The 21,837-nt window shown below is 57.4% G+C and carries 35 protein-coding genes; 3 read left to right on the top strand and 32 right to left on the bottom strand.

The genetic code is table 11. From position 1 onward, the window contains the following. Positions 1-163: 163 nt before the first annotated feature. Genes ACODSD_RS12750 through ACODSD_RS12740 form a run of 3 tightly spaced genes read left to right on the top strand, consistent with a single transcriptional unit; the run spans position 164 to position 3,358 of the window. On the top strand, positions 164-1,561 hold the full coding sequence (locus ACODSD_RS12750) for an aminotransferase-like domain-containing protein (RefSeq protein WP_486636434.1): 1,398 nt from the start codon (positions 164-166) through the stop codon (positions 1,559-1,561). Between the two features lie 35 nt (positions 1,562-1,596). Beyond that, on the top strand, positions 1,597-2,394 hold the full coding sequence (locus ACODSD_RS12745; RefSeq protein ID WP_107797931.1) for an MOSC domain-containing protein: 798 nt from the start codon (positions 1,597-1,599) through the stop codon (positions 2,392-2,394). Between the two features lie 52 nt (positions 2,395-2,446). Then, entirely contained in the window at positions 2,447-3,358 is a 912-nt protein-coding gene (locus tag ACODSD_RS12740; protein WP_107797930.1) for a glutaminase, read from the top strand. A 112-nt stretch (positions 3,359-3,470) separates the two neighbouring features. Here ACODSD_RS12740 and rplQ read toward each other — a convergent pair whose 3' ends face one another. The 32 genes from rplQ to rpsL all read right to left on the bottom strand — a co-directional run bounded on the left by rplQ (position 3,471) and on the right by rpsL (position 21,746). Then, entirely contained in the window at positions 3,471-3,866 is a 396-nt protein-coding gene (gene rplQ / locus ACODSD_RS12735; RefSeq protein WP_048411916.1) for a 50S ribosomal protein L17, read from the bottom strand. A 25-nt stretch (positions 3,867-3,891) separates the two neighbouring features. Beyond that, positions 3,892-4,875 (bottom strand): DNA-directed RNA polymerase subunit alpha, encoded by a 984-nt coding sequence (locus ACODSD_RS12730; protein ID WP_039755788.1) that lies wholly within the window; start codon positions 4,873-4,875, stop codon positions 3,892-3,894. Positions 4,876-4,898: 23 nt separating this feature from the next. Continuing rightward, positions 4,899-5,519, bottom strand: coding sequence for a 30S ribosomal protein S4 (gene rpsD, locus ACODSD_RS12725; RefSeq protein WP_043594097.1), 621 nt, complete (start codon positions 5,517-5,519; stop codon positions 4,899-4,901). An 18-nt stretch (positions 5,520-5,537) separates the two neighbouring features. Then, on the bottom strand, positions 5,538-5,933 hold the full coding sequence (gene rpsK / locus ACODSD_RS12720) for a 30S ribosomal protein S11 (protein WP_008955659.1): 396 nt from the start codon (positions 5,931-5,933) through the stop codon (positions 5,538-5,540). A gap of 19 nt (positions 5,934-5,952) precedes the next feature. Continuing rightward, positions 5,953-6,315 (bottom strand): 30S ribosomal protein S13, encoded by a 363-nt coding sequence (gene rpsM, locus ACODSD_RS12715; RefSeq protein WP_048411917.1) that lies wholly within the window; start codon positions 6,313-6,315, stop codon positions 5,953-5,955. A 70-nt stretch (positions 6,316-6,385) separates the two neighbouring features. Next, on the bottom strand, positions 6,386-6,499 hold the full coding sequence (gene rpmJ, locus ACODSD_RS12710) for a 50S ribosomal protein L36 (RefSeq protein ID WP_011137711.1): 114 nt from the start codon (positions 6,497-6,499) through the stop codon (positions 6,386-6,388). 263 nt (positions 6,500-6,762) lie between these two features. After that, the gene (secY, locus tag ACODSD_RS12705; protein ID WP_039755684.1) at positions 6,763-8,082 is read right to left on the bottom strand and encodes a preprotein translocase subunit SecY; all 1,320 of its coding nucleotides are present in this window, start codon (positions 8,080-8,082) and stop codon (positions 6,763-6,765) included. An 11-nt stretch (positions 8,083-8,093) separates the two neighbouring features. Continuing rightward, positions 8,094-8,525: a 50S ribosomal protein L15 gene (gene rplO / locus ACODSD_RS12700; protein ID WP_048413704.1), complete on the bottom strand. Its 432-nt coding sequence runs from the start codon at positions 8,523-8,525 to the stop codon at positions 8,094-8,096. A 3-nt stretch (positions 8,526-8,528) separates the two neighbouring features. After that, on the bottom strand, positions 8,529-8,714 hold the full coding sequence (gene rpmD / locus ACODSD_RS12695; RefSeq protein WP_011137715.1) for a 50S ribosomal protein L30: 186 nt from the start codon (positions 8,712-8,714) through the stop codon (positions 8,529-8,531). Continuing rightward, the gene (gene rpsE / locus ACODSD_RS12690; protein ID WP_043594101.1) at positions 8,707-9,225 is read right to left on the bottom strand and encodes a 30S ribosomal protein S5; all 519 of its coding nucleotides are present in this window, start codon (positions 9,223-9,225) and stop codon (positions 8,707-8,709) included. The genes rpmD and rpsE overlap by 8 nt, the downstream gene beginning before the upstream one ends. A 13-nt stretch (positions 9,226-9,238) precedes the next feature. Continuing rightward, positions 9,239-9,592 carry a 50S ribosomal protein L18 gene (gene rplR, locus ACODSD_RS12685; RefSeq protein ID WP_048411919.1) on the bottom strand — a complete coding sequence of 118 codons (354 nt, stop codon included), beginning with the start codon at positions 9,590-9,592 and terminating at the stop codon, positions 9,239-9,241. A gap of 13 nt (positions 9,593-9,605) precedes the next feature. Continuing rightward, positions 9,606-10,139, bottom strand: coding sequence for a 50S ribosomal protein L6 (gene rplF, locus ACODSD_RS12680; RefSeq protein ID WP_019104496.1), 534 nt, complete (start codon positions 10,137-10,139; stop codon positions 9,606-9,608). A 9-nt stretch (positions 10,140-10,148) separates the two neighbouring features. Beyond that, the gene (gene rpsH / locus ACODSD_RS12675; protein WP_019104495.1) at positions 10,149-10,544 is read right to left on the bottom strand and encodes a 30S ribosomal protein S8; all 396 of its coding nucleotides are present in this window, start codon (positions 10,542-10,544) and stop codon (positions 10,149-10,151) included. Between the two features lie 14 nt (positions 10,545-10,558). Then, positions 10,559-10,864 carry a 30S ribosomal protein S14 gene (rpsN, locus tag ACODSD_RS12670; RefSeq protein ID WP_081546296.1) on the bottom strand — a complete coding sequence of 102 codons (306 nt, stop codon included), beginning with the start codon at positions 10,862-10,864 and terminating at the stop codon, positions 10,559-10,561. Between the two features lie 4 nt (positions 10,865-10,868). Next, the gene (gene rplE / locus ACODSD_RS12665) at positions 10,869-11,408 is read right to left on the bottom strand and encodes a 50S ribosomal protein L5 (RefSeq protein WP_019104493.1); all 540 of its coding nucleotides are present in this window, start codon (positions 11,406-11,408) and stop codon (positions 10,869-10,871) included. Between the two features lie 10 nt (positions 11,409-11,418). Next, positions 11,419-11,733, bottom strand: coding sequence for a 50S ribosomal protein L24 (gene rplX / locus ACODSD_RS12660; RefSeq protein WP_048413703.1), 315 nt, complete (start codon positions 11,731-11,733; stop codon positions 11,419-11,421). Positions 11,734-11,742: 9 nt separating this feature from the next. Further along, entirely contained in the window at positions 11,743-12,111 is a 369-nt protein-coding gene (gene rplN / locus ACODSD_RS12655) for a 50S ribosomal protein L14 (protein WP_019104491.1), read from the bottom strand. 203 nt (positions 12,112-12,314) lie between these two features. After that, positions 12,315-12,578 carry a 30S ribosomal protein S17 gene (gene rpsQ / locus ACODSD_RS12650; protein WP_043594104.1) on the bottom strand — a complete coding sequence of 88 codons (264 nt, stop codon included), beginning with the start codon at positions 12,576-12,578 and terminating at the stop codon, positions 12,315-12,317. A gap of 1 nt (position 12,579) precedes the next feature. Further along, the gene (gene rpmC / locus ACODSD_RS12645) at positions 12,580-12,768 is read right to left on the bottom strand and encodes a 50S ribosomal protein L29 (RefSeq protein WP_011137725.1); all 189 of its coding nucleotides are present in this window, start codon (positions 12,766-12,768) and stop codon (positions 12,580-12,582) included. Further along, positions 12,768-13,184: a 50S ribosomal protein L16 gene (gene rplP, locus ACODSD_RS12640; protein WP_019101458.1), complete on the bottom strand. Its 417-nt coding sequence runs from the start codon at positions 13,182-13,184 to the stop codon at positions 12,768-12,770. Before rplP ends, rpmC begins: the two co-directional genes overlap by 1 nt. After that, on the bottom strand, positions 13,168-13,869 hold the full coding sequence (rpsC, locus tag ACODSD_RS12635; RefSeq protein WP_043594108.1) for a 30S ribosomal protein S3: 702 nt from the start codon (positions 13,867-13,869) through the stop codon (positions 13,168-13,170). The genes rplP and rpsC overlap by 17 nt, the downstream gene beginning before the upstream one ends. Before the next feature lie 10 nt (positions 13,870-13,879). Then, positions 13,880-14,209, bottom strand: a complete 330-nt coding sequence (gene rplV, locus ACODSD_RS12630) for a 50S ribosomal protein L22 (protein WP_019099946.1) — start codon at positions 14,207-14,209, stop codon at positions 13,880-13,882. A gap of 9 nt (positions 14,210-14,218) precedes the next feature. Continuing rightward, a complete protein-coding gene (gene rpsS, locus ACODSD_RS12625) occupies positions 14,219-14,497 on the bottom strand; it encodes a 30S ribosomal protein S19 (protein ID WP_019099947.1) in 279 nt (92 codons plus the stop codon). Positions 14,498-14,503: 6 nt separating this feature from the next. Further along, positions 14,504-15,337 (bottom strand): 50S ribosomal protein L2, encoded by an 834-nt coding sequence (gene rplB, locus ACODSD_RS12620; protein WP_231464410.1) that lies wholly within the window; start codon positions 15,335-15,337, stop codon positions 14,504-14,506. 11 nt (positions 15,338-15,348) lie between these two features. Then, on the bottom strand, positions 15,349-15,657 hold the full coding sequence (rplW, locus tag ACODSD_RS12615) for a 50S ribosomal protein L23 (protein ID WP_019100830.1): 309 nt from the start codon (positions 15,655-15,657) through the stop codon (positions 15,349-15,351). Then, a complete protein-coding gene (rplD, locus tag ACODSD_RS12610) occupies positions 15,654-16,274 on the bottom strand; it encodes a 50S ribosomal protein L4 (RefSeq protein WP_048413700.1) in 621 nt (206 codons plus the stop codon). Before rplD ends, rplW begins: the two co-directional genes overlap by 4 nt. Beyond that, complete coding sequence (rplC, locus tag ACODSD_RS12605; RefSeq protein WP_107797928.1) at positions 16,274-16,918, bottom strand: 50S ribosomal protein L3; 645 nt, start codon at positions 16,916-16,918, stop codon at positions 16,274-16,276. The genes rplD and rplC overlap by 1 nt, the downstream gene beginning before the upstream one ends. Positions 16,919-17,076: 158 nt before the next feature. Next, positions 17,077-17,388, bottom strand: a complete 312-nt coding sequence (gene rpsJ / locus ACODSD_RS12600) for a 30S ribosomal protein S10 (protein ID WP_011137734.1) — start codon at positions 17,386-17,388, stop codon at positions 17,077-17,079. Between the two features lie 15 nt (positions 17,389-17,403). Beyond that, positions 17,404-18,594, bottom strand: coding sequence for an elongation factor Tu (gene tuf / locus ACODSD_RS12595; protein WP_081574305.1), 1,191 nt, complete (start codon positions 18,592-18,594; stop codon positions 17,404-17,406). A gap of 76 nt (positions 18,595-18,670) precedes the next feature. Next, positions 18,671-20,767, bottom strand: coding sequence for an elongation factor G (gene fusA, locus ACODSD_RS12590; RefSeq protein ID WP_107797909.1), 2,097 nt, complete (start codon positions 20,765-20,767; stop codon positions 18,671-18,673). A gap of 27 nt (positions 20,768-20,794) precedes the next feature. Beyond that, entirely contained in the window at positions 20,795-21,265 is a 471-nt protein-coding gene (gene rpsG / locus ACODSD_RS12585) for a 30S ribosomal protein S7 (protein WP_019103492.1), read from the bottom strand. A gap of 109 nt (positions 21,266-21,374) precedes the next feature. After that, positions 21,375-21,746, bottom strand: coding sequence for a 30S ribosomal protein S12 (gene rpsL / locus ACODSD_RS12580; protein WP_019103491.1), 372 nt, complete (start codon positions 21,744-21,746; stop codon positions 21,375-21,377). Between the last annotated feature and the right edge of the window lie 91 nt (positions 21,747-21,837).

The raw sequence follows: 21,837 nt of genomic DNA, 5'->3' as shown, positions 1-21,837 counted from the left end.
TGCCGGTAGGCTCTGTTCTTGTCTTAGCCGTTTCGCCTGCAAAGCTCAACAAAAAACATACAGATTGGCGGCTGCAACATGCCATCCGGCTTATGACGAGATATTTATCACAAGCTGTTCTCAACGGACAGGCCCAATATCAATGATGCTCAATTAACGCGCAATGGCCAGCCTGAATCTTATGCCCGCGGAAGGCATTACCCTGGTGGAAAATATAGTCAATTCAGCTATTTCCGCCATTCAATGCGGTCAGTGGCGCAAAGGCGCAAAAATCCCATCTATTCGCAGAATGGCCGGGGAGCTGGGCGTCAGTCCCTTCACCGTGGTCGAGGCCTACGATAGGCTGGTGACCTTGGGCTATCTGGCGGCGCGGCCGGGCTCCGGCTTTTACGTGGAGGGAAGGCGGGAAAGCCGGCCGCCCGATCTGCCCGCCGCGCCGCGCGTCTGGCCGGTGGACGAATACTGGCTGCTGCGCAAGATTTACCAGCAGGACGCCAACACCCTGTTCGCGGGCTGCGGCTGGCTGCCCTCGCACTGGTACGACGCCGAGGCCCAGCAAAAAGCGCTGCGGCAGCTTGCCCGCGACGCCGTCGCCGCGCCCGGCTACGGCGACCCCAAGGGCTTTCTGCCCTTGCGCGAGCATTTGGCGGACCGGCTGGCCGAACGCGGCATCCCCGCCCGAGCCGACGACATCGCGCTGACCCAGGGCGCCAGCCGCGCGCTGGACATGGCCGCCTGCGCGCTGCTGCAGGCCGGGGACACCGTGCTGGTGGACGATCCCGGCTATTGCAATCTGCTGTCCTGCCTGGCGTTTCGCGAGTTCAAGCTGGTGCCGGTGCCCTGGACCGAGCACGGGCCCGACTTGGAACAACTGCGCGCGCTGCTGCTCCAGCATCGGCCGCGCGCCTTCTTCACCAATCCCTGGCTGCAAAACCCCACCGGCGCCAGCTACTCGCCGTCGGTCGCCCACCAGGTGCTGCGCCTGGCCGAGGAGCACGATTTCCTGATCGTGGAGGACAATGTGTCCGCGGACTTCGCCGGCGGCCGCCAACCCGCGCTGGCGGCGCTGGACGGCCTCAAACGCGTGCTCTACATCGACAGCTTCTCCAAATCGCTGTCGCCGGGACTGCGCGTCGGCTATCTATGCGGCCCGTCCGATCTGCTCGAACGCATCGTCCATTACAAGATGATGTCCGGGTTGACCTCGCCGGAATTGAACGAGAGGCTGGCGCTGGAACTGGTGTCCGAGGGCCGCTACCGCCGCCAGCTGGAACGGCTGCGCGCGCGCTTGTCCGAAGCTCAGGCCCAATGCCAGCAGCTGTTTCTGGAACACGGCTGGCAGTTGTTCGCGCGTCCGTCCAACGGCCTGTTCCTGCTGGCCCGCCCGCCCGGGGGGCTGGACGCCAGACGCTTGGCCGAGCAGGCCCAGCAACACAAAATCCTGCTCGCGCCCGGCCATCTGTTCCGCGCCTACGGCATGCCCTCGGATTGGCTGCGCTTCAACGTCGCTTTCAGCCAGGATCGTAGGCTGTGGGATTTTCTGAGTTGCCCGCCGCAGTGATACCATGCCCTGACCACAGCTTAGCGGAGCCCTCCATGCAACTTGTCGAAATGTTCGTCCATCCGTTGAAATCCTGTCGCGGCCTGTCCTACAGCCGCGCCTTCGCCGGCAAGCAGGGCTTGCTGCACGACCGCGAATGGCTGCTGGCCGGCGACAACGGCCGCTTCTTCACCGCCCGCTCCCACCCGCAGCTGGTGCGCGTGGAGGTGGACTTGATTCCCGGCGGCGCCCTGTTCAAATTTCCGGGCAAGGCGCCGGTGCTGGCGATGAGCACCCAATACCAGCAAGAAGCGCCGGCTACGGTATGGAAGGACAACTTCGCCGCCTATCACGGCGACGCCGCCGTCGATCTCTGGTTCAGCGAGGTGCTGGGCGAGCCCTGCCAGTTGCTGTGGCTGGGCATGCGCTCCAATCGCCGGCTGAAGGACAGCGAGCACGCGATGTCCTTCGCCGACGGCTACCCCTATCTGCTGGTGAACCAGGCCTCGCTGGACGCGCTCAACGACGAGCTGGACCAGCCGGTATCGCTGCGCCACTTCCGCCCCAATCTGGTGGTCAGCGGCGATTACGCCTGGGAAGAGGACGATTGGAAGGTGGTCCAGATCGGCGAGGTGGTGTTCGACGTCGCCAAGCCCTGCTCGCGCTGCGTGCTGACCACGGTGGATCCGGATACCGGGATCAAATCGCCGGAACAGCAGCCGCTGCGCACCCTGGTCAGCATTCGCACCTTGCCGGAAGGCGTCTGCTTCGGCGTCAACCTGGTGCCGCGCAATGAAGGCTTGCTGGAATTGGGCGCCGAGTTCAGCGTGCTGGAAACCCGCTACGAGTTCTGATTGTCCGACGCCGGTCCGCCGGCGTTTTTACCGCCTTATGCTGAATAGATTAATGAATCTGCAAGACCTACTCGATCAAATCCACGCCGAAGTCCTCGCCTATTACGGCCAGGGCCGCGTCGCCGATTACATCCCGGCGCTGGCCGAAGTGCCGCCCCGCCAGTTCGGCATGGCCGTCACCACTCTGGACGGCCGGCACTACCGCTGCGGAGACGCCGCCGTCCCCTTCTCCATCCAGAGCATTTCCAAGGCCTTCATGCTGGCGCTGACGCTGGAGGCGGACGGCGACGCCCTGTGGAGCCATGTCGGCAAGGAGCCGTCTGGCAACCCGTTCAACTCGCTGGTGCAGCTGGAGTACGAGGACGGCGTGCCGCGCAATCCCTTCATCAACGCAGGCGCCCTCGTGGTGACCGACCGCGCCGTCAGCCATTTTGAAGACGCCCACGGCGCGCTGCTGGCCCGCCTGCGGCAGGAGTCCGGCAACGCCACCTTGTGCGGCAACGCCCGCGTCGCCGAATCCGAACGCGCCCACGGCCACCGCAACGCGGCGCTGGCCCACTTCATGAAAAGCTACGACAACCTCGACAACGAGGTGGAGACCGTGCTGCAGCAATACTTCAACAGCTGCAGCATCGCGATGAACTGCGTGGAACTGGCCAATGCCGGGCTCTTTCTCGCCAACCACGGCATTACCCGCGACGGCCGGCAATCGCTGAGCCGCAGCCAGGCCAAGCAGATCAACGCGGTGATGCTGACCTGCGGCACTTACGACGCCGCCGGCGAATTCGCCTACCGCGTGGGCCTGCCGGTGAAAAGCGGGGTCGGCGGCGGCATGCTCGCCATCATTCCCGGCAAGATGAGCATCGCCGTATGGAGCCCGGAACTGGACGGCAAGGGCAACTCGGTGCTGGGCCTGGAAGCGCTGGATCGCTTCACCACGCGTACCGGCTTATCGATTTTTTAAGCGCGCCCCTTTATAAAAGCCCACAAAGAAAAACCCGCTCGAAGCGGGTTTTTTCTTTTACGGCAATGAAAAAAGCCAGGCTTGCGCCTGGCTTTTTCCTCAACTTCGTCGATTACTCGGCGGAGTTGTCTTCAACCGCTACGGCATCTTCCGGACGGTCCACCAGCTCTACCAGAGCCATCGGGGCGTTGTCGCCCTTGCGGAAACCGTACTTCAGGATACGCACATAGCCGCCGTTGCGGGCGGAGAAGCGCGGGCCGAGCACGTCGAAGAGTTTAACCACGATATCGCGGTCACGAGTGCGGTCAAACGCCAGACGACGGTTGGCGAGAGACGGCTTTTTGCCGAGCGTGATCAACGGCTCGGCCACACGACGCAGTTCCTTGGCTTTCGGCAGCGTGGTCACGATCACTTCGTGCTTCAGCAGCGAGTTGGCCATGTTACGCAGCATCGCCAGACGATGGCTGGTCGTGCGGTTCAGTTTACGATTACTGTAACGATGACGCATTGTTAATGTCCTTTTATCTCAAACCTTACGGCTTTTCGAGGCCAGCAGGCGGCCAGTTCTCGAGTTTCATCCCGAGAGTCAGGCCTTTGGAAGCGAGAACTTCCTTGATCTCGTTCAGCGACTTGCGGCCGAGGTTCGGAGTCTTCAGAAGCTCGGTTTCAGTACGCTGGATCAGATCGCCGATGTAATAAATGTTCTCAGCTTTCAGGCAGTTGGCCGAACGAACCGTCAGTTCAAGATCGTCTACCGGACGCAGCAGGATCGGATCGATCGGCGGCGCCTTTTCAACGACTTCTTCAACCGCTGTGCCTTGGAGATCGGCAAAGATCGACAGTTGATCCATCAGAATACGGGCAGCGTTGCGCACTGCCTGTTCCGGCTCGATTACGCCGTTGGTCTCGATATCGAGCACCAGGCGGTCGAGGTCGGTACGCTGCTCAACACGGGCGCTTTCCACAGCAAAGCTCACGCGGCGAACCGGCGAGAAGGAAGCGTCCAGTTGAATGGTACCGATGGAACGGTTGTCTTCATGATTGGATCGAACCGACACCGGCTGATAGCCGCGGCCTTTTTCGATCTTGATCTCCATGTCGATCTTACCGCCAGAGGAGATGTGACAAATCACGTGGTCCGGATTGATCACTTCCACATCGTGCGGCAGTTCGATATCGCCAGCCAAGACAGCGCCTTCGCCGTCCTTTTTCAAGGACAGAACGACACTGTCACGACCATGCAGCTTAAGCACTACGCCCTTGAGGTTGAGGAGGATGTCAACGACATCCTCGCGCACGCCATCAAGTGCGGAATACTCATGCAAAACGCCAGCGATAGTCACTTCGGTCGGAGCATAGCCCGGCATCGACGACAGCAGAATCCGGCGCAGCGAGTTACCCAGAGTATGAGCGTAGCCGCGCTCGAACGGCTCCATCGACACACGAGCGTGAGTGGCGGAAACCGGCTGAACGTCGATAAGACGAGGTTTCAGAAATTCCGAAGCGCTGTTTTGCATAGTCATTCCCTAAGAGCTAGCGATTACTTGGAGTAGAATTCCACAACGAGTTGTTCGTTGATATCGCTAGACAGTTCGGAACGTTCCGGAGCGGATTTGAAAGTGCCTTCCATTTTCTTGGAGTCAACCAGGACCCAAGACGGGAAACCACCCTGCTCGGCCAGAGCCAGACCTTCTACGATACGGGCCTGTTTCTTGGCTTTTTCACGGACGGACACTACGTCACCGGCTTTAACCTGGTAGGACGGAATGTTCACAACCTGGCCGTTCACAACGATAGCCTTGTGGCTAACCAGCTGGCGCGCTTCGGCGCGAGTGGAGCCAAAGCCCATGCGATATACAACGTTGTCCAGGCGGGCCTCGAGCAGCTTCAGCAGGTTTTCACCCGTGGAGCCTTTGCGACGCACAGCTTCCGCAAAGTAATTGCGGAACTGACGCTCGAGTACACCGTAAATACGACGGATTTTCTGCTTTTCACGCAGTTGCACACCGTAGTCAGACAGGCGGCTCTTACGAGCGCCATGCTGGCCCGGAGGGCTATCCAGTTTGCACTTGGAATCCAGTGCACGACGTGCGCTCTTCAGGAAAAGGTCGGTGCCTTCACGACGAGCGAGTTTGCACTTAGGGCCGATATAACGTGCCATGTTCTCACACTCTCCGAATTAGATACGACGTTTTTTGGGCGGACGGCAACCGTTGTGCGGTACCGGCGTCACGTCGGAGATGCTGGTGATCTTGAAACCCAGCGCGTTGAGTGCGCGAACAGCGGATTCACGACCCGGACCCGGGCCCTTGATACGAACTTCGAGGTTCTTCACACCGTATTCTTGGGCAACTTTACCAGCGTGCTCTGCTGCTACTTGAGCAGCAAAGGGTGTACTCTTGCGCGAGCCCTTGAAACCAGCGCCGCCAGAGGTAGCCCAAGACAATGCATTGCCTTGACGGTCGGTGATCGTGATGATGGTGTTGTTGAACGAAGCGTGCACGTGCACGATACCTTCGCTAACAGACTTGCGCACTTTCTTGCGTACACGAACTGCTGTGTTTGCTTTAGCCATTATCTGTTGTTCCTATTGATTACTTCTTGCCGGCGATCGCCTTACGCGGTCCCTTGCGGGTACGAGCGTTAGTGCGAGTGCGCTGACCGCGGCACGGCAGGCCACGACGATGGCGGAAGCCGCGATAGCAGCCCATGTCCATCAGACGCTTGATGCTCATGGTGACTTCGCGGCGCAGATCACCTTCAACGGTGAACTTGGCGACTTCGTCACGCAGAGTTTCCATCTCGGCGTCCGTCAGATCCTTCACTTTCGTGGAAGGGTTCACGCTGGCAGCAGCACAAATCTGCTGGGCGCGAGTCTGACCGATGCCAAAAATTGCCTGCAGGCCGATAACGGCATGCGCATGATTGGGGATGTTTACCCCTGCAATACGGGCCATACTCTTTCCTTAAGCCTTAAGACCTTGAAAAGTTTGCGATTGTAACACGCAAATCCAGGTCTAACAAATGTTAGCCTTGTTTTTGCTTGTGACGCGGATCCGTGCAAATCACGCGAACTACGCGATTGCGACGAATGATTTTGCAGTTGCGGCAAATCTTCTTTACCGAAGGCTGTACTCGCATGTCAGTTCCTTTCAATCCTCTAAAAGAGCAAGTGCGTTATTTCGCACGGAACACTATCCGGGACAGGCAGGACCGCGGGGGGATTCCCCTCGCCCCAAACCGCCGTCAGATTGGATGCGAATGCCTTCGCAATCGCATCCCGTCTGAAGTGCCCGGTTACCACGTGTCCATTCACAAGCAAAACTCCGAAGCGAACTTCGGAATTTCGCACTGCATCTGGATGGTGTCTTCCTTAGCCAATAACCCAGCGTGAGCTCAAGTTGTCAGCGCGTGAGCGCGTTGCCTTTGAAGTTGGCCTTCTTCAGCAAGCTCTCGTACTGATGCGACAGCACGTAAGACTGTACCTGCGCCATGAAATCCATGGTAACCACCACGATGATCAGCAGCGAGGTGCCGCCAAAGTAGAACGGTACGTTCCACTTCAAGATCAGGAATTCCGGCAGCAAGCAGACCAGTGTGATGTAGATCGCACCAATCAGCGTCAGCCGCAGAATGATCTTCTCGATGTACCGGGAAGTCTGCTCACCTGGACGAATACCCGGGATGAAGGCACCGCTCTTCTTCAAGTTGTCAGCCGTTTCCTTCGGGTTGAATACCAACGCCGTGTAGAAATAGCAGAAGAAGACGATGGCCGCCGCATACAGCAGCACGTAGATCGGCTGACCGGGATGCAGTTTGTCTGCAATGCCCTTCAACCAGCCCATGTGCTCGCCCTGGCCGAACCAACCGAGAACGGTGGCCGGGAACAGGATGATGCTGGACGCGAAAATCGGCGGAATCACCCCCGCCATGTTGAGCTTGAGCGGCAGATGCGTGCTCTGGCCCTGCATGACGCGATTGCCCACCTGCCGCTTGGCGTAGTTCACCAGGACTTTGCGTTGGCCGCGCTCGGCGTACACCACCACATAAGTCACTACGATCACTCCGACAAACAACACGACGGCAAACAGGATGGGCAAAGAACCCTGACTGGTCAGAGTCAAGGTCTTGCCGATCGCAGCCGGAACGCCTGCGGCGATACCCGCGCAGATGATCAACGAAATACCGTTGCCAATTCCGCGCTCGGTGATCTGCTCGCCCAGCCACATGAGGAACATGGTGCCGGTTACCAGCGATACGACTGTCGTCAGGTAGAACTCCCACTGCGGAGTCACCACCAGGTTAGGCTGCTTGTACAGCATCACCGCAATGCCGAAACTTTGGAAAGTCGCGAGCAAAACGGTGGCGTAACGTGTGTACTGGGTTATCTTACGACGTCCCGCATCGCCCTCCTTCTTCAGCTGCTTGAGGCTCGGAAGAACCTCGGAGGCAAGCTGAAGAATGATGGAGGCGGAGATGTACGGCATGATGCCGATGGCAAACACCGTAAACCTCGAGAGGGCGCCGCCCGAGAACATGTTGAACATGTCGAGCAGGCCCGTCTGCGATGAGTGGAACAACTTCGCTAGCTCGGCAGGGTTGATACCCGGAACCGGAATGTGGGCACCGATGCGATAAACGATCAGGGCACCAATCAGGAACCAGATTCGACGCTTGAGATCACCAAACTTATTGGCATTTGCCACTAGAGAAGTATTCGCCACAGATTATTGCCTTATTCTACGCTGCCGCCGGCAGCTTCGATGGCGGCGCGAGCGCCGGCAGTTACGCCAACGCCGCGCAGTTTTACTGCGCGCTCAATCTTGCCGGACAGCACCACCTTGGCGGAAGTCACCTGGATGGAAGCCAGACCAGCTTGCTTGAGAGAGAGCAGGTCGATTTCATCAACCGGCAGCAGGTTCAGTTCGGACAGGCGAATCTCGGCAACCTTGCCTGCGTTCAGCGACTTGAAGCCGCGCTTCGGCAGACGACGTTGCAGCGGCATTTGACCGCCTTCGAAACCAACCTTGTGGAAACCACCTGCACGGCTCTTCTGACCTTTGTGACCGCGGCCACAAGTCTTGCCCAGGCCGCTGCCGATGCCACGGCCTACACGGCGCTTGGCATGCTTGGCGCCGGCACCCGGCTGTACAGTGTTCAGCAGCATCTCTTAGCCCTCGAATTTCAACAAGTAGCTGATCTTGTTGATCATGCCACGGTTTTCAGGGGTATCGAGCACTTCAACAGTCTGGCGAATCTTCTTCAGACCCAGACCACGGGCGCAAGCCTTGTGAGACTCCAGGCGACCGATCAGGCTCTTTACCAGAGTGACCTTTACAGTCTTGGCGTTACTCATGGCTCACCCCCAGGATGTCCTCGACGCTCAGGCCACGCTTGGAGGCGATTTGCGCCGGGGTGTTGATGTTGCTCAGACCATCCAGAGTTGCACGCACCACGTTGTACGGGTTGGTGGAACCATGAATTTTCGCCGAGACGTTATGAACACCCATAGCATCAAAGATAGCGCGCATCGGGCCGCCGGCTTTCACACCGGTACCTTCTTTAGCGGGCTGGATGAATACAGTAGTAGCGCCGTGCTTGCCAACCACAGTGTGGTGGAAAGTGCCGTTTTTCAACGGAACCTTAACCATGTTGTGGCGAGCTTGTTCCATTGCCTTTTGTACGGCAACCGGAACTTCCTTGGAACGGCCCTTACCCATGCCGATTCCGCCATCGCCATCACCAACCACGGTCAAGGCGGAGAAAGCCATGATACGGCCGCCTTTAACCACTTTGGTGACGCGGTTGACGCTGATCATTTTCTCGACCAGACCGTCGCCACGATCTTCCGTTTCGTGTTTAGCCATTCTTCACTCCGAATTAGAATACGAGACCGTGTTCGCGAGCGGCGTCAGCCAGCGCTTTCATACGACCGTGGTATTTGAAACCAGAGCGGTCGAAAGCAACTTTCTCGATGCCAGCAGCTTTTGCTTTTTCAGCAATGCGCTTGCCGATCACGGCTGCAGTTGCCACGTTGCCGCCATTTTTGAGATCAGCGCGCACGTCGGCTTCCAGCGAAGAAGCGCTGGCCAGTACTTTGCTGCCGGTCTCATCAACGATCTGGGCATAAATGTGGCTATTGGTGCGATACACAGTGAGACGCACCATCTTGAGCTCCGCGATCCGGGCACGGGTTTTACGTGCGCGGCGGAGTCGAGCTTGTTTCTTGTCCATATCAGTGCCTCAGTTACTTCTTCTTGGTTTCTTTCAGAACCACAACCTCATCAGCGTAACGAACGCCCTTGCCTTTGTACGGCTCAGGAGCGCGGTATGCGCGGATTTCGGCAGCCACCTGGCCAACGCGCTGTTTGTCAGCGCCTTTGATCAGGATCTCGGTCTGACTCGGGGTCTCAGCTTTAACGCCTTCAGGCATTTGATGAGCCACCGGGTGGGAGAAACCCAGAGACAGGTTCAGGGTGTCGCCTTGAGCCTGGGCACGATAGCCCACGCCTACCAGCTGCAGCTTCTTCTCGAAGCCTTTGGACACGCCGGTCACCATATTGTTCAGCAGCGCGCGCAGGGTGCCGGACATGGCACGAGCGAATTTGCTGTCGTTCTTGGCGGCGAATGTCAGTTGGCCGTTGTCCAGCTTGACATCTACCTCTTCGCACAGAGCGGTGCTCAGGGAGCCCAGGGCGCCCTTAACAGTCACTTCTGCAGCGCCGAACTTCACTTCGACGCCAGCCGGGATGACTACGGGATTCTTAGCTACGCGAGACATTTGACCCCCTTAAGCCACGACGCACAGCAACTCGCCGCCGATGCCGGCCGCGCGCGCTTTGCGATCAGTCATAACGCCTTTGGAGGTGGACAGGATAGCCACGCCCAAGCCATTCATGACTTTCGGGATTTCGGTGGAGCCCTTGTACACACGCAGGCCAGGGCGGGAGACGCGGTCAATGCGCTCAATCACCGGACGGCCAGCATAGTACTTGAGCTGGATATCGAGAACAGGCTTCTTCTCTTCGCCGGCAACGGCGAAGTCTTCGATGTAGCCTTCTTCTTTCAACACCTGCGCCAGCGCAATTTTCAGCTTGGAAGACGGCATGGAAACTGCCACCTTGGAAGCCATTTGGCCGTTGCGGATGCGGGTCAACATATCGGAAATAGGATCGTGCATGCTCATTTATGTGTCTCCTATTACCAGCTGGCCTTCACAACCCCCGGAATCTCGCCCTTCAGAGCGATTTCACGGAGTTTGTTACGACCCAGACCGAATTTGCGGAATACGCCACGCGGACGACCGGTGATGGCGCAGCGACGACGCTGGCGAACCGGGGAAGCATTGCGCGGCAGCTGCTGCAGTTGCAGGCGAGCTGCAAAGCGCTCTTCTTCCGAGAGGCTTTGATTGTTGATAGTCGCGATAAGGGCTTCGCGCTTGGCAGCAAATTTTGCAGCCAGCTTGACACGCTTCTCTTCGCGCTGAATCAGTGCAAGTTTTGCCATGTGCTTAACCCTTGAACGGGAACTTGAACGCGGCCAGCAAAGCGCGGGCCTCTTCGTCAGTCTTCGCGGTGGTGGTAACAGTAATGTTCATACCACGCAGAGCATCGATCTTGTCGTACTCGATTTCCGGGAAGATGATCTGTTCTTTAACGCCCATGTTGTAGTTGCCGCGGCCGTCGAAAGACTTGGCGGAAACACCACGGAAGTCGCGAACGCGCGGCAGCGCGATCGTCACCAGGCGGTCCAGGAACTCATACATGCGTTCGCGACGCAGAGTTACCTTGCAACCTACCGGGTAGTGATCGCGAATCTTGAAGCCTGCGATGGATTTGCGAGCGGTGGTGACAACCGGCTTCTGGCCGGCGATCTTTTCCAGGTCGCCCACGGCGAAATCCATTACCTTTTTATCGGCAACAGCTTCGCCCACACCCATGTTCACAGTGATCTTCTCAATGCGCGGGACTTGCATGATCGACTTGTAGCCGAACTGTTTCATCAGTTCAGGCACTACGGTGTCTTTGTAGAAATCGTAGAGACGTGCCATGTTTTGTTCCTTACGCGCCAATGACTTCGCCGTTGGACTTGAACACGCGTACCTTGCGGCCGTCTTCAAGAACCTTGAAGCCTACGCGGTCAGCCTTTTGGCTTGCCGGATTGAAAATGGCGACGTTCGATGCGTCAACAGGCATGGTCTTTTCAACGATGCCGCCGGCCACGCCACGCACCGGATTCGGCTTCTGGTGTTTCTTGGCGACATTCACGCCTTCAACAACCAGTTTCTCGTCCAGAACGCGCAGAACGGTGCCGCGCTTACCTTTGTCTTTGCCGGTGATTACTACGACTTCATCACCCTTGCGAATTTTGCGCATGCGATCTCCTTACAGTACTTCAGGAGCCAGCGAAACGATCTTCATGAAGCGCTCGGTACGCAGTTCACGCGTAACAGGCCCGAAGATACGAGTGCCGATAGGCTCAAGCTTGTTGTTGAGCAGGACGGCGGCATTGCCGTCGAACTTGATCAACGAGCCATCCGGACGACGCACGCCTTTGGCAGTGCGAACCACAACCGCGTTGTAAACGTCGCCTTTTTTGACGCGTCCGCGCGGAGCAGCATCCTTGATGGTCACCTTGATGATGTCGCCTACGCTTGCATAGCGACGCTTGGAACCGCCCAATACCTTGATGCACATAACGTGACGCGCACCTGTATTGTCAGCGACCTCAAGCATGGTCTGCATTTGGATCATGTGATGATTACCTTTCTAATCCAACTTTATCCGTCACTCTCACCTGCCGGTTTCTCGCATAAGAGCAAGACCAAACAGACGAAACGCCACAGAAACTGTGGCGTATCCAACGGCCAGTTTTGGACCCCGTAAGGGCGGAACTCCTACTCGATAGGAGTAGGAAGATGGCCATTATACAGGGAGCTTTCGCCCCCTGCAAGTCTTTACACCTGGCGGGATTTCTCTACCAGGGCAGTTACCACCCACGTCTTGGTCTTCGAGAGCGGACGGGACTCGCTGATAACAACGATATCGCCGGCCTTGAACTCGTTGTTCTCGTCGTGCGCGTGGAACTTCTTAGAACGACGGATAATTTTGCCGTAGATCGGGTGCTTTACTTTGCGCTCGACCAGTACGGTCACGGTCTTATCCATCTTGTCGCTGACTACGGTACCGGTCAGCGTACGTACCACTTTGGTTTCGCTCATCTTAAACTGCCTTTTCTTTCAGAACGGTGCGCACGCGAGCGATGTCGCGACGTACTTTCTTCAGTTCAGAGGTCTTGGCGAGTTGCTGAGTGGCGTGCTGCATACGCAGAGCAAACTGGGCCTTCAAGAGGCTAAGCAGTTCCGCCTTCAGCTCGTCAACAGTTTTGGCTTTCAGTTCGGACGCTTTCATTACTGACCTACCTGTCTAGTTACAAACACAGTGGCGATCGGCAACTTGGCTGCGGCCAGACGGAAAGCTTCGCGAGCGAGTTCCTCGGAAACACCATCCATTTCATACAGCATCTTGCCAGGCTGGATTTCGGCCACGTAGTACTCCGGAGAGCCTTTACCCCCGCCCATACGAACTTCAGCAGGCTTGGAGGTGATCGGCTTGTCCGGGAAGATGCGGATCCAGATGCGGCCGCCACGTTTGATGTGACGGGTCATCGCGCGACGCGCAGCTTCGATCTGGCGCGCGGTCAGACGACCACGACCAACCGCCTTCAGACCGAAATCACCAAAGCTCACTTTGTTGCCACGAGTAGCGATACCCGTGTTGCGGCCTTTATGCTGTTTACGGTACTTGAGTCTAGTTGGCTGCAGCATTTCGAGCACCCTTTCTCGATTTCTTCTCGGTCGCTACCGGAGCCGGCTGAACTTGACCCGGCTTGAGCTCGCCCTTGTATACCCATACCTTGATGCCGATGATCCCGTAGGTGGTCTTGGCTTCGGAGGTTGCGTAGTCTACGTCTGCGCGCAGGGTATGCAGCGGCACGCGGCCTTCGCGGTACCATTCGCTACGAGCGATGTCGATACCGTTCAGACGGCCGGAGCTCATGATCTTGATGCCTTGAGCGCCCATGCGCATTGCGTTTTGCATAGCGCGTTTCATGGCGCGACGGAACATCACGCGCTTCTCCAGCTGGGAAGCGATGCCGTCGGCGATGATTTGAGCGTCCAGTTCCGGCTTGCGAACTTCTTCGATGTTCACATGCACAGGAACGCCCAGGCGCTTTTGCAGTTCTTGCTTGAGCAGCTCGATGTCTTCGCCTTTTTTACCGATCACAACACCCGGACGGGCGCTATGGATGGTGATGCGGGCGGACTTAGCCGGGCGCTCGATGGTCACACGGCCAACCGAAGCGTGACCCAGACGCTTTTTCAGGAATTCGCGAACTTCGATATCCTGCTTCAGCATTTCCGGGAAGTTCTGCGAATTCGCGAACCACTTGGAAGACCAGTTTTTGTTAACGGCAAGACGGAATCCCGTCGGATGAATCTTCTGACCCATTTCTTACCCCTTAATTGCCAACGGTCAACGAGATGTGGCAGGTCTGCTTTTCGATGCGATTGCCACGACCCTTAGCACGGGCAGTGAAACGCTTCAGACTAGCGCCTTTGTCAACAAAGATGCCGGTAACACGCAGGGTGTCAATGTCGGCGCCTTCGTTGTGCTCGGCGTTAGCGATGGCAGATTCCAGCACTTTCTTGATGATTACCGCGCCCTTCTTCGGGGAGAAGGCCAAGATATTCAGAGCCTGATCAACGGACTTGCCGCGGATCAGATCGGCCACCAGGCGGCATTTTTGTGCCGACAGGCGAACGCTTTTCAGATTTGCAGATACTCTCATCGCTTCACCTTATCTCTTCTTCGCCTTCTTATCGGCCGCGTGGCCTTTGAAGGTACGAGTCAGCGAGAATTCGCCCAGTTTATGGCCGACCATGTTTTCGGAAACATAAACAGGCACATGGGTGCGACCGTTGTGCACAGCGATGGTCAGACCAATGAAATCCGGCAGGATGGTCGAACGACGCGACCAAGTCTTGATCGGACGCTTGTCGCTGGTTGCCCGCACCGCATCTACTTTTTTCAGCAGATGCAGATCAACGAACGGGCCTTTTTTCTGCGAACGTGCCATTGTCAATTACCCTTTTTTGGAATAGCGACGGCGTACGATCATATTGTCGGTACGCTTGTTGCGGCGGGTACGGAAGCCCTTAGTCGGAGTACCCCACGGGCTAACCGGCACACGGCCTTCACCAGTGCGGCCTTCACCACCACCATGCGGGTGGTCAACCGGGTTCATGGCAACGCCACGTACGGTCGGACGGATACCACGCCAGCGGGTAGCACCAGCCTTGCCCAGCTTGCGCAGGGAGTGCTCTTCGTTACCCACTTCACCAATAGTTGCACGGCAATCAACATGCACCAGGCGGATTTCGCCCGAGCGCAGACGCAGTTGAGCGTAAGCGCCTTCGCGAGCCAGCAGCATTGCGGATGCACCAGCGGAACGAACCATCTGGGCGCCCTTGCCAGGCTGCATTTCCACGCAGTGGATAGTGGTACCCACCGGGATGTTGCGGATCGGCAGAGCGTTACCGGCCTTGATCGGAGCTTCCGCGCCGGACAACAGCTCGGCGCCGGCCTTCACACCGCGCGGGGCGATGATGTAGCGACGCTCGCCATCGGCGTAGCACAGGAGGGCGATGTGGGCGGTGCGGTTCGGATCGTATTCGATGCGTTCCACTTTAGCCGGGATGCCATCCTTGTTGCGACGGAAGTCGATGATGCGGTAGTGCTTCTTATGGCCACCGCCACGATGACGCGTGGTGATGTGACCATTGTGATTACGGCCACCGGTGGAAGATTTCTTTTCCAACAGGGCGGCGTGCGGAGCACCTTTGTGCAGGTCAGGGTTTACTACCTTGACAACGGCACGGCGGCCCGCGGAAGTCGGTTTTACCTTAACGATAGGCATGCTCTATCTCCTTACTCCGCTGCGGCCGGGGTAGCGGTCAGATCAATTTCTTGACCTTCCACCAGGCTAACGTAGGCCTTTTTCCAGTCACTGCGACGACCGATGGAACGGCCAAAGCGCTTAACCTTGCCCTTGACATTGACAGTGGAAACACCTTCAACTTTTACATTGAACAGCATTTCAACAGCAGCCTTGATTTCCGGCTTGGTCGCATCTTTAGCAACGCGGAACGCCATTTGCTGGTTCTTCTCAGCAATCATGGTGCTCTTTTCGGAAACGATGGGAGCAAGAATTACTTGCAACAGACGTTCTTGGTTCATGCCCACTGCTCCTCAAGTTGCTTCACAGCATCGCGAGTGATCACGGTCTTCTTGAAGCGCAACAGGCTGTACGGGTCAGCTTGAACCGCTTCGATAACCAGCACGTTAGTCAGGTTACGCGAAGAGAGATAGAGGTTTTCGCTCAGCTCGCTAGTGATGAACAAAGCCTGCTCCAGGCCCATGGGCTGAACGGCGCCAACGAATTCTTTGGTCTTCGGGCTTTCAACGTTCAGTTCGTCAACCACGATCAGGCGTTCGTCGCGAACCAGCTGCGACAGAATCGCGGCCATGCCTGCACGGAACATCTTGCGGTTAACTTTCTGGGTGAAGTTCTCGTCCGGCTTGTTCGGGAAGGCACGGCCACCACCACGACGGTTCGGGGTGGAAGTCATACCGGCACGAGCGTTACCAGTACCTTTCTGACGGAAAGGCTTCTTGGTCGAGTGCTTCACTTCAGCACGGGTCAGCTGGGCGCGGTTGGCGCTACGAGCATTCGCCAGGAATGCGGTAACAACCTGGTGCACCAGGGCTTCGTTGTACTCGCGGCCGAACAAAGAGTCGGACACTTGCAGGCTGCCAACAGCCTTGCCTTGGGTATTGATTACATTCAATTCCATCACGCACCTGCCTTCACGCTAGGACGAACGACAACGTCACCGTTCTTGGCGCCAGGAACAGCACCTTTAACCAGAATCAGTTGACGCTCGGCATCGACACGAACGATTTCCAGGCACTGCACGGTGCTCTTGACGTTACCGTATTGGCCCGCCATGCGCTTACCCGGGAAAACGCGGCCCGGATCTTGCGCCTGACCGATGGAACCCGGCGTGTTATGCGAACGCGAGTTACCATGGGAAGCACGGTTGGAAGAGAAGTTGTGACGCTTGATCACGCCGGAGAAGCCTTTACCTTTGGAGGTACCGGTTACATCAACCAGTTGACCAACGGTGAAGATCTCAACAGCGATGGCATCGCCCGGCTTGAAGTTGGACAGATCGGAGGCGGTCAGCGGAAACTCGACCAGACCCAGACCTGCTTCAACGCCAGCCTTGGCGAAGTGGCCCGCGGCAGCCTTAACAACACGGCTGGCCTTTTTGGAGCCATAGGTAACCTGCACGGCATTGTAGCCGTCGGTTTCAGCAGTTTTGATTTGCGTGACGCGGTTAGCGGACATGTCCAGCACAGTTACCGGGATGGTTGCGCCATCTTCGGCAAAAATGCGGGTCATGCCGACTTTGCGACCGACAAGACCTAAACTCATGTTTATTTCCTTTTTCAGGCGCCGATTACGATTGACCGGCATAAAAAACACGACAGAAAAAACAAAAACGGACTCGCCAAAATGGCGAGTCCGCTAATGTATCACAGAAAATTCAAGAATCGCAAGAACTTAGCTCGCAAACCCTTGAACTTAAGCGATTACTGCAGCTTGATTTCCACATCCACACCGGCCGGCAGGTCGAGCTTCATCAAAGCATCGACGGTCTTGTCGGTCGGATCCACGATGTCCATCAGACGCAGGTGAGTGCGGATTTCCAGCTGATCGCGGGAAGTCTTGTTCACGTGCGGGGAACGCAGCACGTTGAAACGCTCGATCTTGGTCGGCAGCGGAACCGGGCCTTTAACAACGGCGCCGGTGCGCTTGGCGGTTTCAACGATTTCCTGAGCGGAGCGATCGATCAGGTTGTAATCGAAAGCCTTCAGGCGGATGCGGATTTTCTGGCTAGACATTAGATTCTCCGATCCTTAAGCGATGATCTTGGCAACAACGCCGGCGCCGACGGTACGACCGCCTTCACGGATGGCGAAACGCAGACCTTCTTCCATGGCGATCGGGGCGATCAGCTCAACAGTGATTTCCACGTTGTCGCCCGGCATTACCATTTCCACGCCTTCCGACAGGGTAACGGCGCCCGTTACGTCGGTGGTGCGGAAGTAGAACTGCGGACGGTAGTTCGCGAAGAACGGGGTGTGACGACCACCTTCGTCTTTGCTCAGTACGTATACCGAAGCGCCGAACTTGGTGTGCGGGGTGATGCTGCCCGGCTTAGCCAGTACCTGGCCACGCTCAACATCTTCACGCTTGGTGCCGCGCAGCAGCACGCCAACGTTGTCGCCTGCCTGACCTTGGTCCAGCAGCTTGCGGAACATTTCCACGCCGGTGCAAGTGGTCTTCGCGGTAGCCTTCAGGCCCACGATTTCCAGCTCTTCGCCGACTTTAACAATGCCGCGCTCCACGCGACCGGTCACCACGGTGCCGCGGCCGGAGATCGAGAACACGTCTTCGATCGGCAGCAGGAACGGCTTGTCGATGGCGCGTTCCGGAGTCGGGATGTAGGAATCCAGAGCAGCAGCCAGCTTGAAGATGGCCGGTTCGCCGTATTCGGACTGGTCGCCTTCCAGCGCCAGACGAGCGGAGCCGATCACCACCGGGGTGTCGTCGCCCGGGAAGTCGTAGGAAGACAGCAGATCGCGAACTTCCATTTCAACCAGTTCCAGCAGCTCAGCGTCGTCCACCAGGTCGGCCTTGTTCAGGAACACGATGATGTACGGAACGCCAACCTGACGGGACAGCAGGATGTGTTCGCGGGTTTGCGGCATCGGACCGTCAGCGGCCGAGCACACCAGGATAGCGCCGTCCATCTGGGCAGCACCGGTAATCATGTTCTTAACGTAGTCGGCGTGACCCGGGCAGTCTACGTGAGCGTAGTGGCGGGACTCGGTTTCGTATTCTACGTGAGCGGTATTAATGGTAATACCACGAGCCTTCTCTTCCGGCGCGCTGTCGATCTGGGAGTAGTCTTTGGCTTCGCCGCCGAACTTCTTGGACAGAATGGTGGTGATAGCAGCGGTCAGAGTGGTTTTACCATGGTCCACGTGACCGATGGTGCCTACGTTTACGTGCGGTTTAGTCCGCTCAAACTTTTCTTTTGCCATTTTGCAAAAATCCTTGATTAAAGAACATTAGATCGGGACTGGCCGAATCGTTAAATCCGGCCAGCCTCAGCGCGCATTACTTGCGGGCGGCCATTACGGCGTCAGCAACATGCTTCGGAGCTTCGGAGTAGTGCTTGAACTCCATGGAGTAGGTCGCACGACCCTGGGTAGCGGAACGCAGATCGGTGGAGTAACCGAACATCTCGGCCAGCGGTACTTCGGCCTTGATCTTCTTGCCACCCAAACCATCGTCGTCCATACCCTGAACGATGCCGCGACGACGGTTCAAGTCGCCCATCACATCGCCCATGTACTCTTCCGGAGTTTCCACTTCCACCGCCATCATCGGCTCGAGGATGCACGGACCGGCGCGGCGCATGGCTTCTTTGAAAGCCAGGGAACCAGCCAGTTCGAACGCGATCTGCGAGGAGTCGACGTCGTGGTAGGAACCGAAGGTCAGACGCACGGTAACGTCAACCACCGGGAAGCCGGCGAGAATACCGCTGGACAGGGTGTTCTGAATACCCTTGTCCACGGACGGGATGAATTCGCGCGGAATCACACCACCCTTGATCTCGTCGACAAACTTGTAGCCATTGCCTTCGCCGGACGGCTCCAGGGTAATAACTGCATGGCCGTACTGACCCTTACCACCGGACTGCTTGACGTGCTTGCCGTCAACGTCGGTAACAACTTTGGTAATGGTTTCGCGGTAAGCCACTTGCGGAGCGCCAACGTTGGCTTCAACGCCAAATTCACGCCGCATGCGGTCAACCAGAATTTCCAGGTGCAGTTCGCCCATACCGGAAATAATGGTCTGGCCGGATTCTTCGTCGGTACGCACGCGGAACGACGGGTCTTCCTTGGCCAGGCGGTTCAGGGCAACGCCCATCTTCTCCTGGTCGGCCTTGGTCTTCGGCTCAACGGCAACGTGAATCACCGGCTCCGGGAACTCCATGCGCTCCAGGATGATTTCGGCGTTCAGATCGCACAGGGTTTCGCCGGTGGTCACTTCTTTCAGACCGATGGCGGCGGCGATGTCGCCGGCACGCACTTCTTCCAGCTCGATACGGTCGTTCGCCATCATCTGCACGATACGGCCGATACGCTCTTTCTTGCCCTTGATGGAGTTCAGCACGGTATCACCGGACTTCACCACACCGGAGTAGACGCGGAAGAAGGTCAGCTGACCAACGTACGGGTCGTTCATCAGCTTGAACGCCAGAGCCGAGAACGGCTCGTCGTCGGAAGCGTGACGCTCGGCCGGCTTGCCGTCGGTTTCACCCGCGATGGCCGGAATGTCGATCGGCGCCGGCAGCAGTTCAATCACGGCGTCCAGCATGCGCTGAACACCCTTGTTCTTGAACGCGGAGCCGCACAGCATCGGCTGAATTTCGCAACGCAGGGTACGCTCGCGCAGGCCGGCGATGATTTCTTCCTCGGTCAGCGTTTCGCCGCCCAAGTACTTGTCCATCATCTCGTCGCTGACTTCAGCAGCGGCTTCGACCATTTTCTCGCGCCATTCTTCGGCCACGGAAACCAGATCGGCCGGGATGTCGCCGTATTCGAATTTCATGCCCTGGGACGCTTCATCCCAGATGATGGCCTTCATCTTCAACAGATCGACCACGCCGGTGAAACCATCTTCAGCGCCGATAGGCACAACGATGGGCACCGGGTTGCCGCGCAGGCGAGTCTTCACCTGTTCAACCGCACGGAAGAAGTTGGCGCCTTGACGGTCCATCTTGTTCACGAAGGCGATACGCGGAACTTTGTACTTGTTAGCCTGACGCCATACGGTTTCAGACTGGGGCTGAACGCCGCCCACCGCGCAGTACACCATCACCGCGCCGTCCAGTACACGCATGGAACGCTCTACCTCAATGGTAAAGTCCACGTGTCCCGGGGTGTCGATGATGTTGAAGCGGTGCTCGGGGAACTGCATCCCCATACCTTTCCAGAAGGTGGTCACAGCAGCGGAGGTGATGGTAATGCCACGCTCCTGCTCCTGCTCCATCCAGTCGGTGGTGGCAGCGCCGTCATGAACCTCGCCCAGCTTGTGGTTCACACCGGTGTAAAACAGAATACGCTCGGTAGTGGTCGTCTTACCGGCGTCAATGTGAGCGGAGATACCGATGTTACGGTAACGCTCAATGGGGGTTTTCCTTGCCACGATCTACACCTTAAATAGTGGGTCTGCTTAGAAGCGGAAGTGCGAGAAGGCCTTGTTGGCTTCTGCCATACGGTGCACTTCGTCACGCTTCTTCATCGCGCCGCCACGGCCTTCGGCCGCGTCGAGCAACTCACCAGCCAGGCGCAGGTCCATGGACTTTTCGCCGCGCTTGCGCGCAGCGTCGCGCAGCCAACGCATGGCCAGAGCCATACGACGCGACGGACGTACTTCAACAGGAACTTGATAGTTGGCACCGCCTACACGGCGGCTTTTTACTTCAACAACCGGCTTGGCGTTGGCCAGAGCGGTGTTGAATACTTCCAGGGCATTCTTGCCGGATTTCTTTTCGATCTGTTCCAGAGCACCGTAGATGATGCGTTCTGCAACGGATTTCTTGCCATCGATCATGACTACGTTCATGAACTTGGACAGGTCCTGGGAACCGAACTTCGGATCCGGCAGGATTTCGCGCTTGGGGACTTCTCTGCGACGTGGCATGTTACTTCCTTAGATTATTCAGTTGAGCTTTGGCTCATGACTACCCAATGGAGCAGTCACTTACTAGACGACCCTGAGTGTTGATCAGGCCGCCTTGAGTGCAACCCAATTACTTGGGACGCTTGGCGCCGTACTTGGAACGAGCCTGTTTACGGTCTTTAACACCTGCGGTGTCGAGGGAGCCGCGAACGGTGTGGTAGCGAACACCCGGCAAGTCTTTTACACGACCGCCGCGGAGCAGCACTACGGAGTGTTCCTGCAGGTTGTGGCCTTCACCACCAATGTAGGAAATCACTTCGAAACCGTTGGTCAGACGAACCTTGCACACTTTACGCAGAGCCGAGTTCGGCTTCTTCGGAGTGGTGGTGTAGACACGGGTGCACACGCCACGCTTCTGCGGGCAGGCTTCCAGCGCAGGCACCTTGCTCTTCGCCTTGATGGCGACGCGGCCTTTGCGAACGAGTTGGTTAATGGTTGGCATTACTATCAGTTCCTAGTTGAAGCTCTCCAGCGGCAACACGCCGCCAGAAAGGACGGAGGATTATATTTTAGTCAACGTCCTACCGTCAATG

It is taken from the genome of Chromobacterium sp. FG22 (genome assembly GCF_057809415.1).
Note: the sequence above shows the minus strand (reverse complement) of the source record. Positions and strands in the feature narration are given on the sequence as shown.

Bases quoted from the DNA above. Each gene is read 5' to 3' on its own strand.
- rplV (WP_019099946.1), bottom strand. From the start codon at position 14,209: ATGAGAGTATCTGCAAATCTGAAAAGCGTTCGCCTGTCGGCACAAAAA.
- rplW (WP_019100830.1), bottom strand. From the start codon at position 15,657: ATGAACCAAGAACGTCTGTTGCAAGTAATTCTTGCTCCCATCGTTTCC.
- rpsH (WP_019104495.1), bottom strand. From the start codon at position 10,544: ATGAGCATGCACGATCCTATTTCCGATATGTTGACCCGCATCCGCAAC.
- rpsD (WP_043594097.1), bottom strand. From the start codon at position 5,519: ATGGCACGTTATATCGGCCCTAAGTGCAAACTCGCTCGTCGTGAAGGC.
- rplO (WP_048413704.1), bottom strand. From the start codon at position 8,525: ATGCTGCTGAACACTGTACAGCCGGGTGCCGGCGCCAAGCATGCCAAG.
- rplP (WP_019101458.1), bottom strand. From the start codon at position 13,184: ATGCTGCAGCCAACTAGACTCAAGTACCGTAAACAGCATAAAGGCCGC.
- rplN (WP_019104491.1), bottom strand. From the start codon at position 12,111: ATGATCCAAATGCAGACCATGCTTGAGGTCGCTGACAATACAGGTGCG.
- rpsJ (WP_011137734.1), bottom strand. From the start codon at position 17,388: ATGTCTAGCCAGAAAATCCGCATCCGCCTGAAGGCTTTCGATTACAAC.
- rpsQ (WP_043594104.1), bottom strand. From the start codon at position 12,578: ATGAGCGAAACCAAAGTGGTACGTACGCTGACCGGTACCGTAGTCAGC.
- ACODSD_RS12730 (WP_039755788.1), bottom strand. From the start codon at position 4,875: ATGCAAAACAGCGCTTCGGAATTTCTGAAACCTCGTCTTATCGACGTT.
- ACODSD_RS12745 (WP_107797931.1), top strand. From the start codon at position 1,597: ATGCAACTTGTCGAAATGTTCGTCCATCCGTTGAAATCCTGTCGCGGC.
- rplB (WP_231464410.1), bottom strand. From the start codon at position 15,337: ATGCCTATCGTTAAGGTAAAACCGACTTCCGCGGGCCGCCGTGCCGTT.
- rplC (WP_107797928.1), bottom strand. From the start codon at position 16,918: ATGAGTTTAGGTCTTGTCGGTCGCAAAGTCGGCATGACCCGCATTTTT.
- rpmD (WP_011137715.1), bottom strand. From the start codon at position 8,714: ATGAGTAACGCCAAGACTGTAAAGGTCACTCTGGTAAAGAGCCTGATC.
- rplX (WP_048413703.1), bottom strand. From the start codon at position 11,733: ATGCGCAAAATTCGCAAGGGTGATGAAGTCGTAGTAATCACCGGCAAA.
- rpsK (WP_008955659.1), bottom strand. From the start codon at position 5,933: ATGGCTAAAGCAAACACAGCAGTTCGTGTACGCAAGAAAGTGCGCAAG.
- ACODSD_RS12750 (WP_486636434.1), top strand. From the start codon at position 164: ATGGCCAGCCTGAATCTTATGCCCGCGGAAGGCATTACCCTGGTGGAA.
- rplR (WP_048411919.1), bottom strand. From the start codon at position 9,592: ATGGACAAGAAACAAGCTCGACTCCGCCGCGCACGTAAAACCCGTGCC.
- rpmC (WP_011137725.1), bottom strand. From the start codon at position 12,768: ATGAAAGCGTCCGAACTGAAAGCCAAAACTGTTGACGAGCTGAAGGCG.
- rplF (WP_019104496.1), bottom strand. From the start codon at position 10,139: ATGTCTCGCGTAGCTAAGAATCCCGTAGTCATCCCGGCTGGCGTCGAA.
- rpsS (WP_019099947.1), bottom strand. From the start codon at position 14,497: ATGGCACGTTCGCAGAAAAAAGGCCCGTTCGTTGATCTGCATCTGCTG.
- rpsM (WP_048411917.1), bottom strand. From the start codon at position 6,315: ATGGCCCGTATTGCAGGGGTAAACATCCCCAATCATGCGCATGCCGTT.
- rpsL (WP_019103491.1), bottom strand. From the start codon at position 21,746: ATGCCAACCATTAACCAACTCGTTCGCAAAGGCCGCGTCGCCATCAAG.
- rplE (WP_019104493.1), bottom strand. From the start codon at position 11,408: ATGGCACGTCTCTACGATTTCTACAAAGACACCGTAGTGCCTGAACTG.
- ACODSD_RS12740 (WP_107797930.1), top strand. From the start codon at position 2,447: ATGAATCTGCAAGACCTACTCGATCAAATCCACGCCGAAGTCCTCGCC.
- rpsG (WP_019103492.1), bottom strand. From the start codon at position 21,265: ATGCCACGTCGCAGAGAAGTCCCCAAGCGCGAAATCCTGCCGGATCCG.
- rplD (WP_048413700.1), bottom strand. From the start codon at position 16,274: ATGGAATTGAATGTAATCAATACCCAAGGCAAGGCTGTTGGCAGCCTG.
- rplQ (WP_048411916.1), bottom strand. From the start codon at position 3,866: ATGCGTCATCGTTACAGTAATCGTAAACTGAACCGCACGACCAGCCAT.
- tuf (WP_081574305.1), bottom strand. From the start codon at position 18,594: ATGGCAAAAGAAAAGTTTGAGCGGACTAAACCGCACGTAAACGTAGGC.
- rpsN (WP_081546296.1), bottom strand. From the start codon at position 10,864: ATGGCAAAACTTGCACTGATTCAGCGCGAAGAGAAGCGTGTCAAGCTG.
- rpmJ (WP_011137711.1), bottom strand. From the start codon at position 6,499: ATGCGAGTACAGCCTTCGGTAAAGAAGATTTGCCGCAACTGCAAAATC.
- rpsC (WP_043594108.1), bottom strand. From the start codon at position 13,869: ATGGGTCAGAAGATTCATCCGACGGGATTCCGTCTTGCCGTTAACAAA.
- rpsE (WP_043594101.1), bottom strand. From the start codon at position 9,225: ATGGCTAAACACGAAACGGAAGATCGTGGCGACGGTCTGGTCGAGAAA.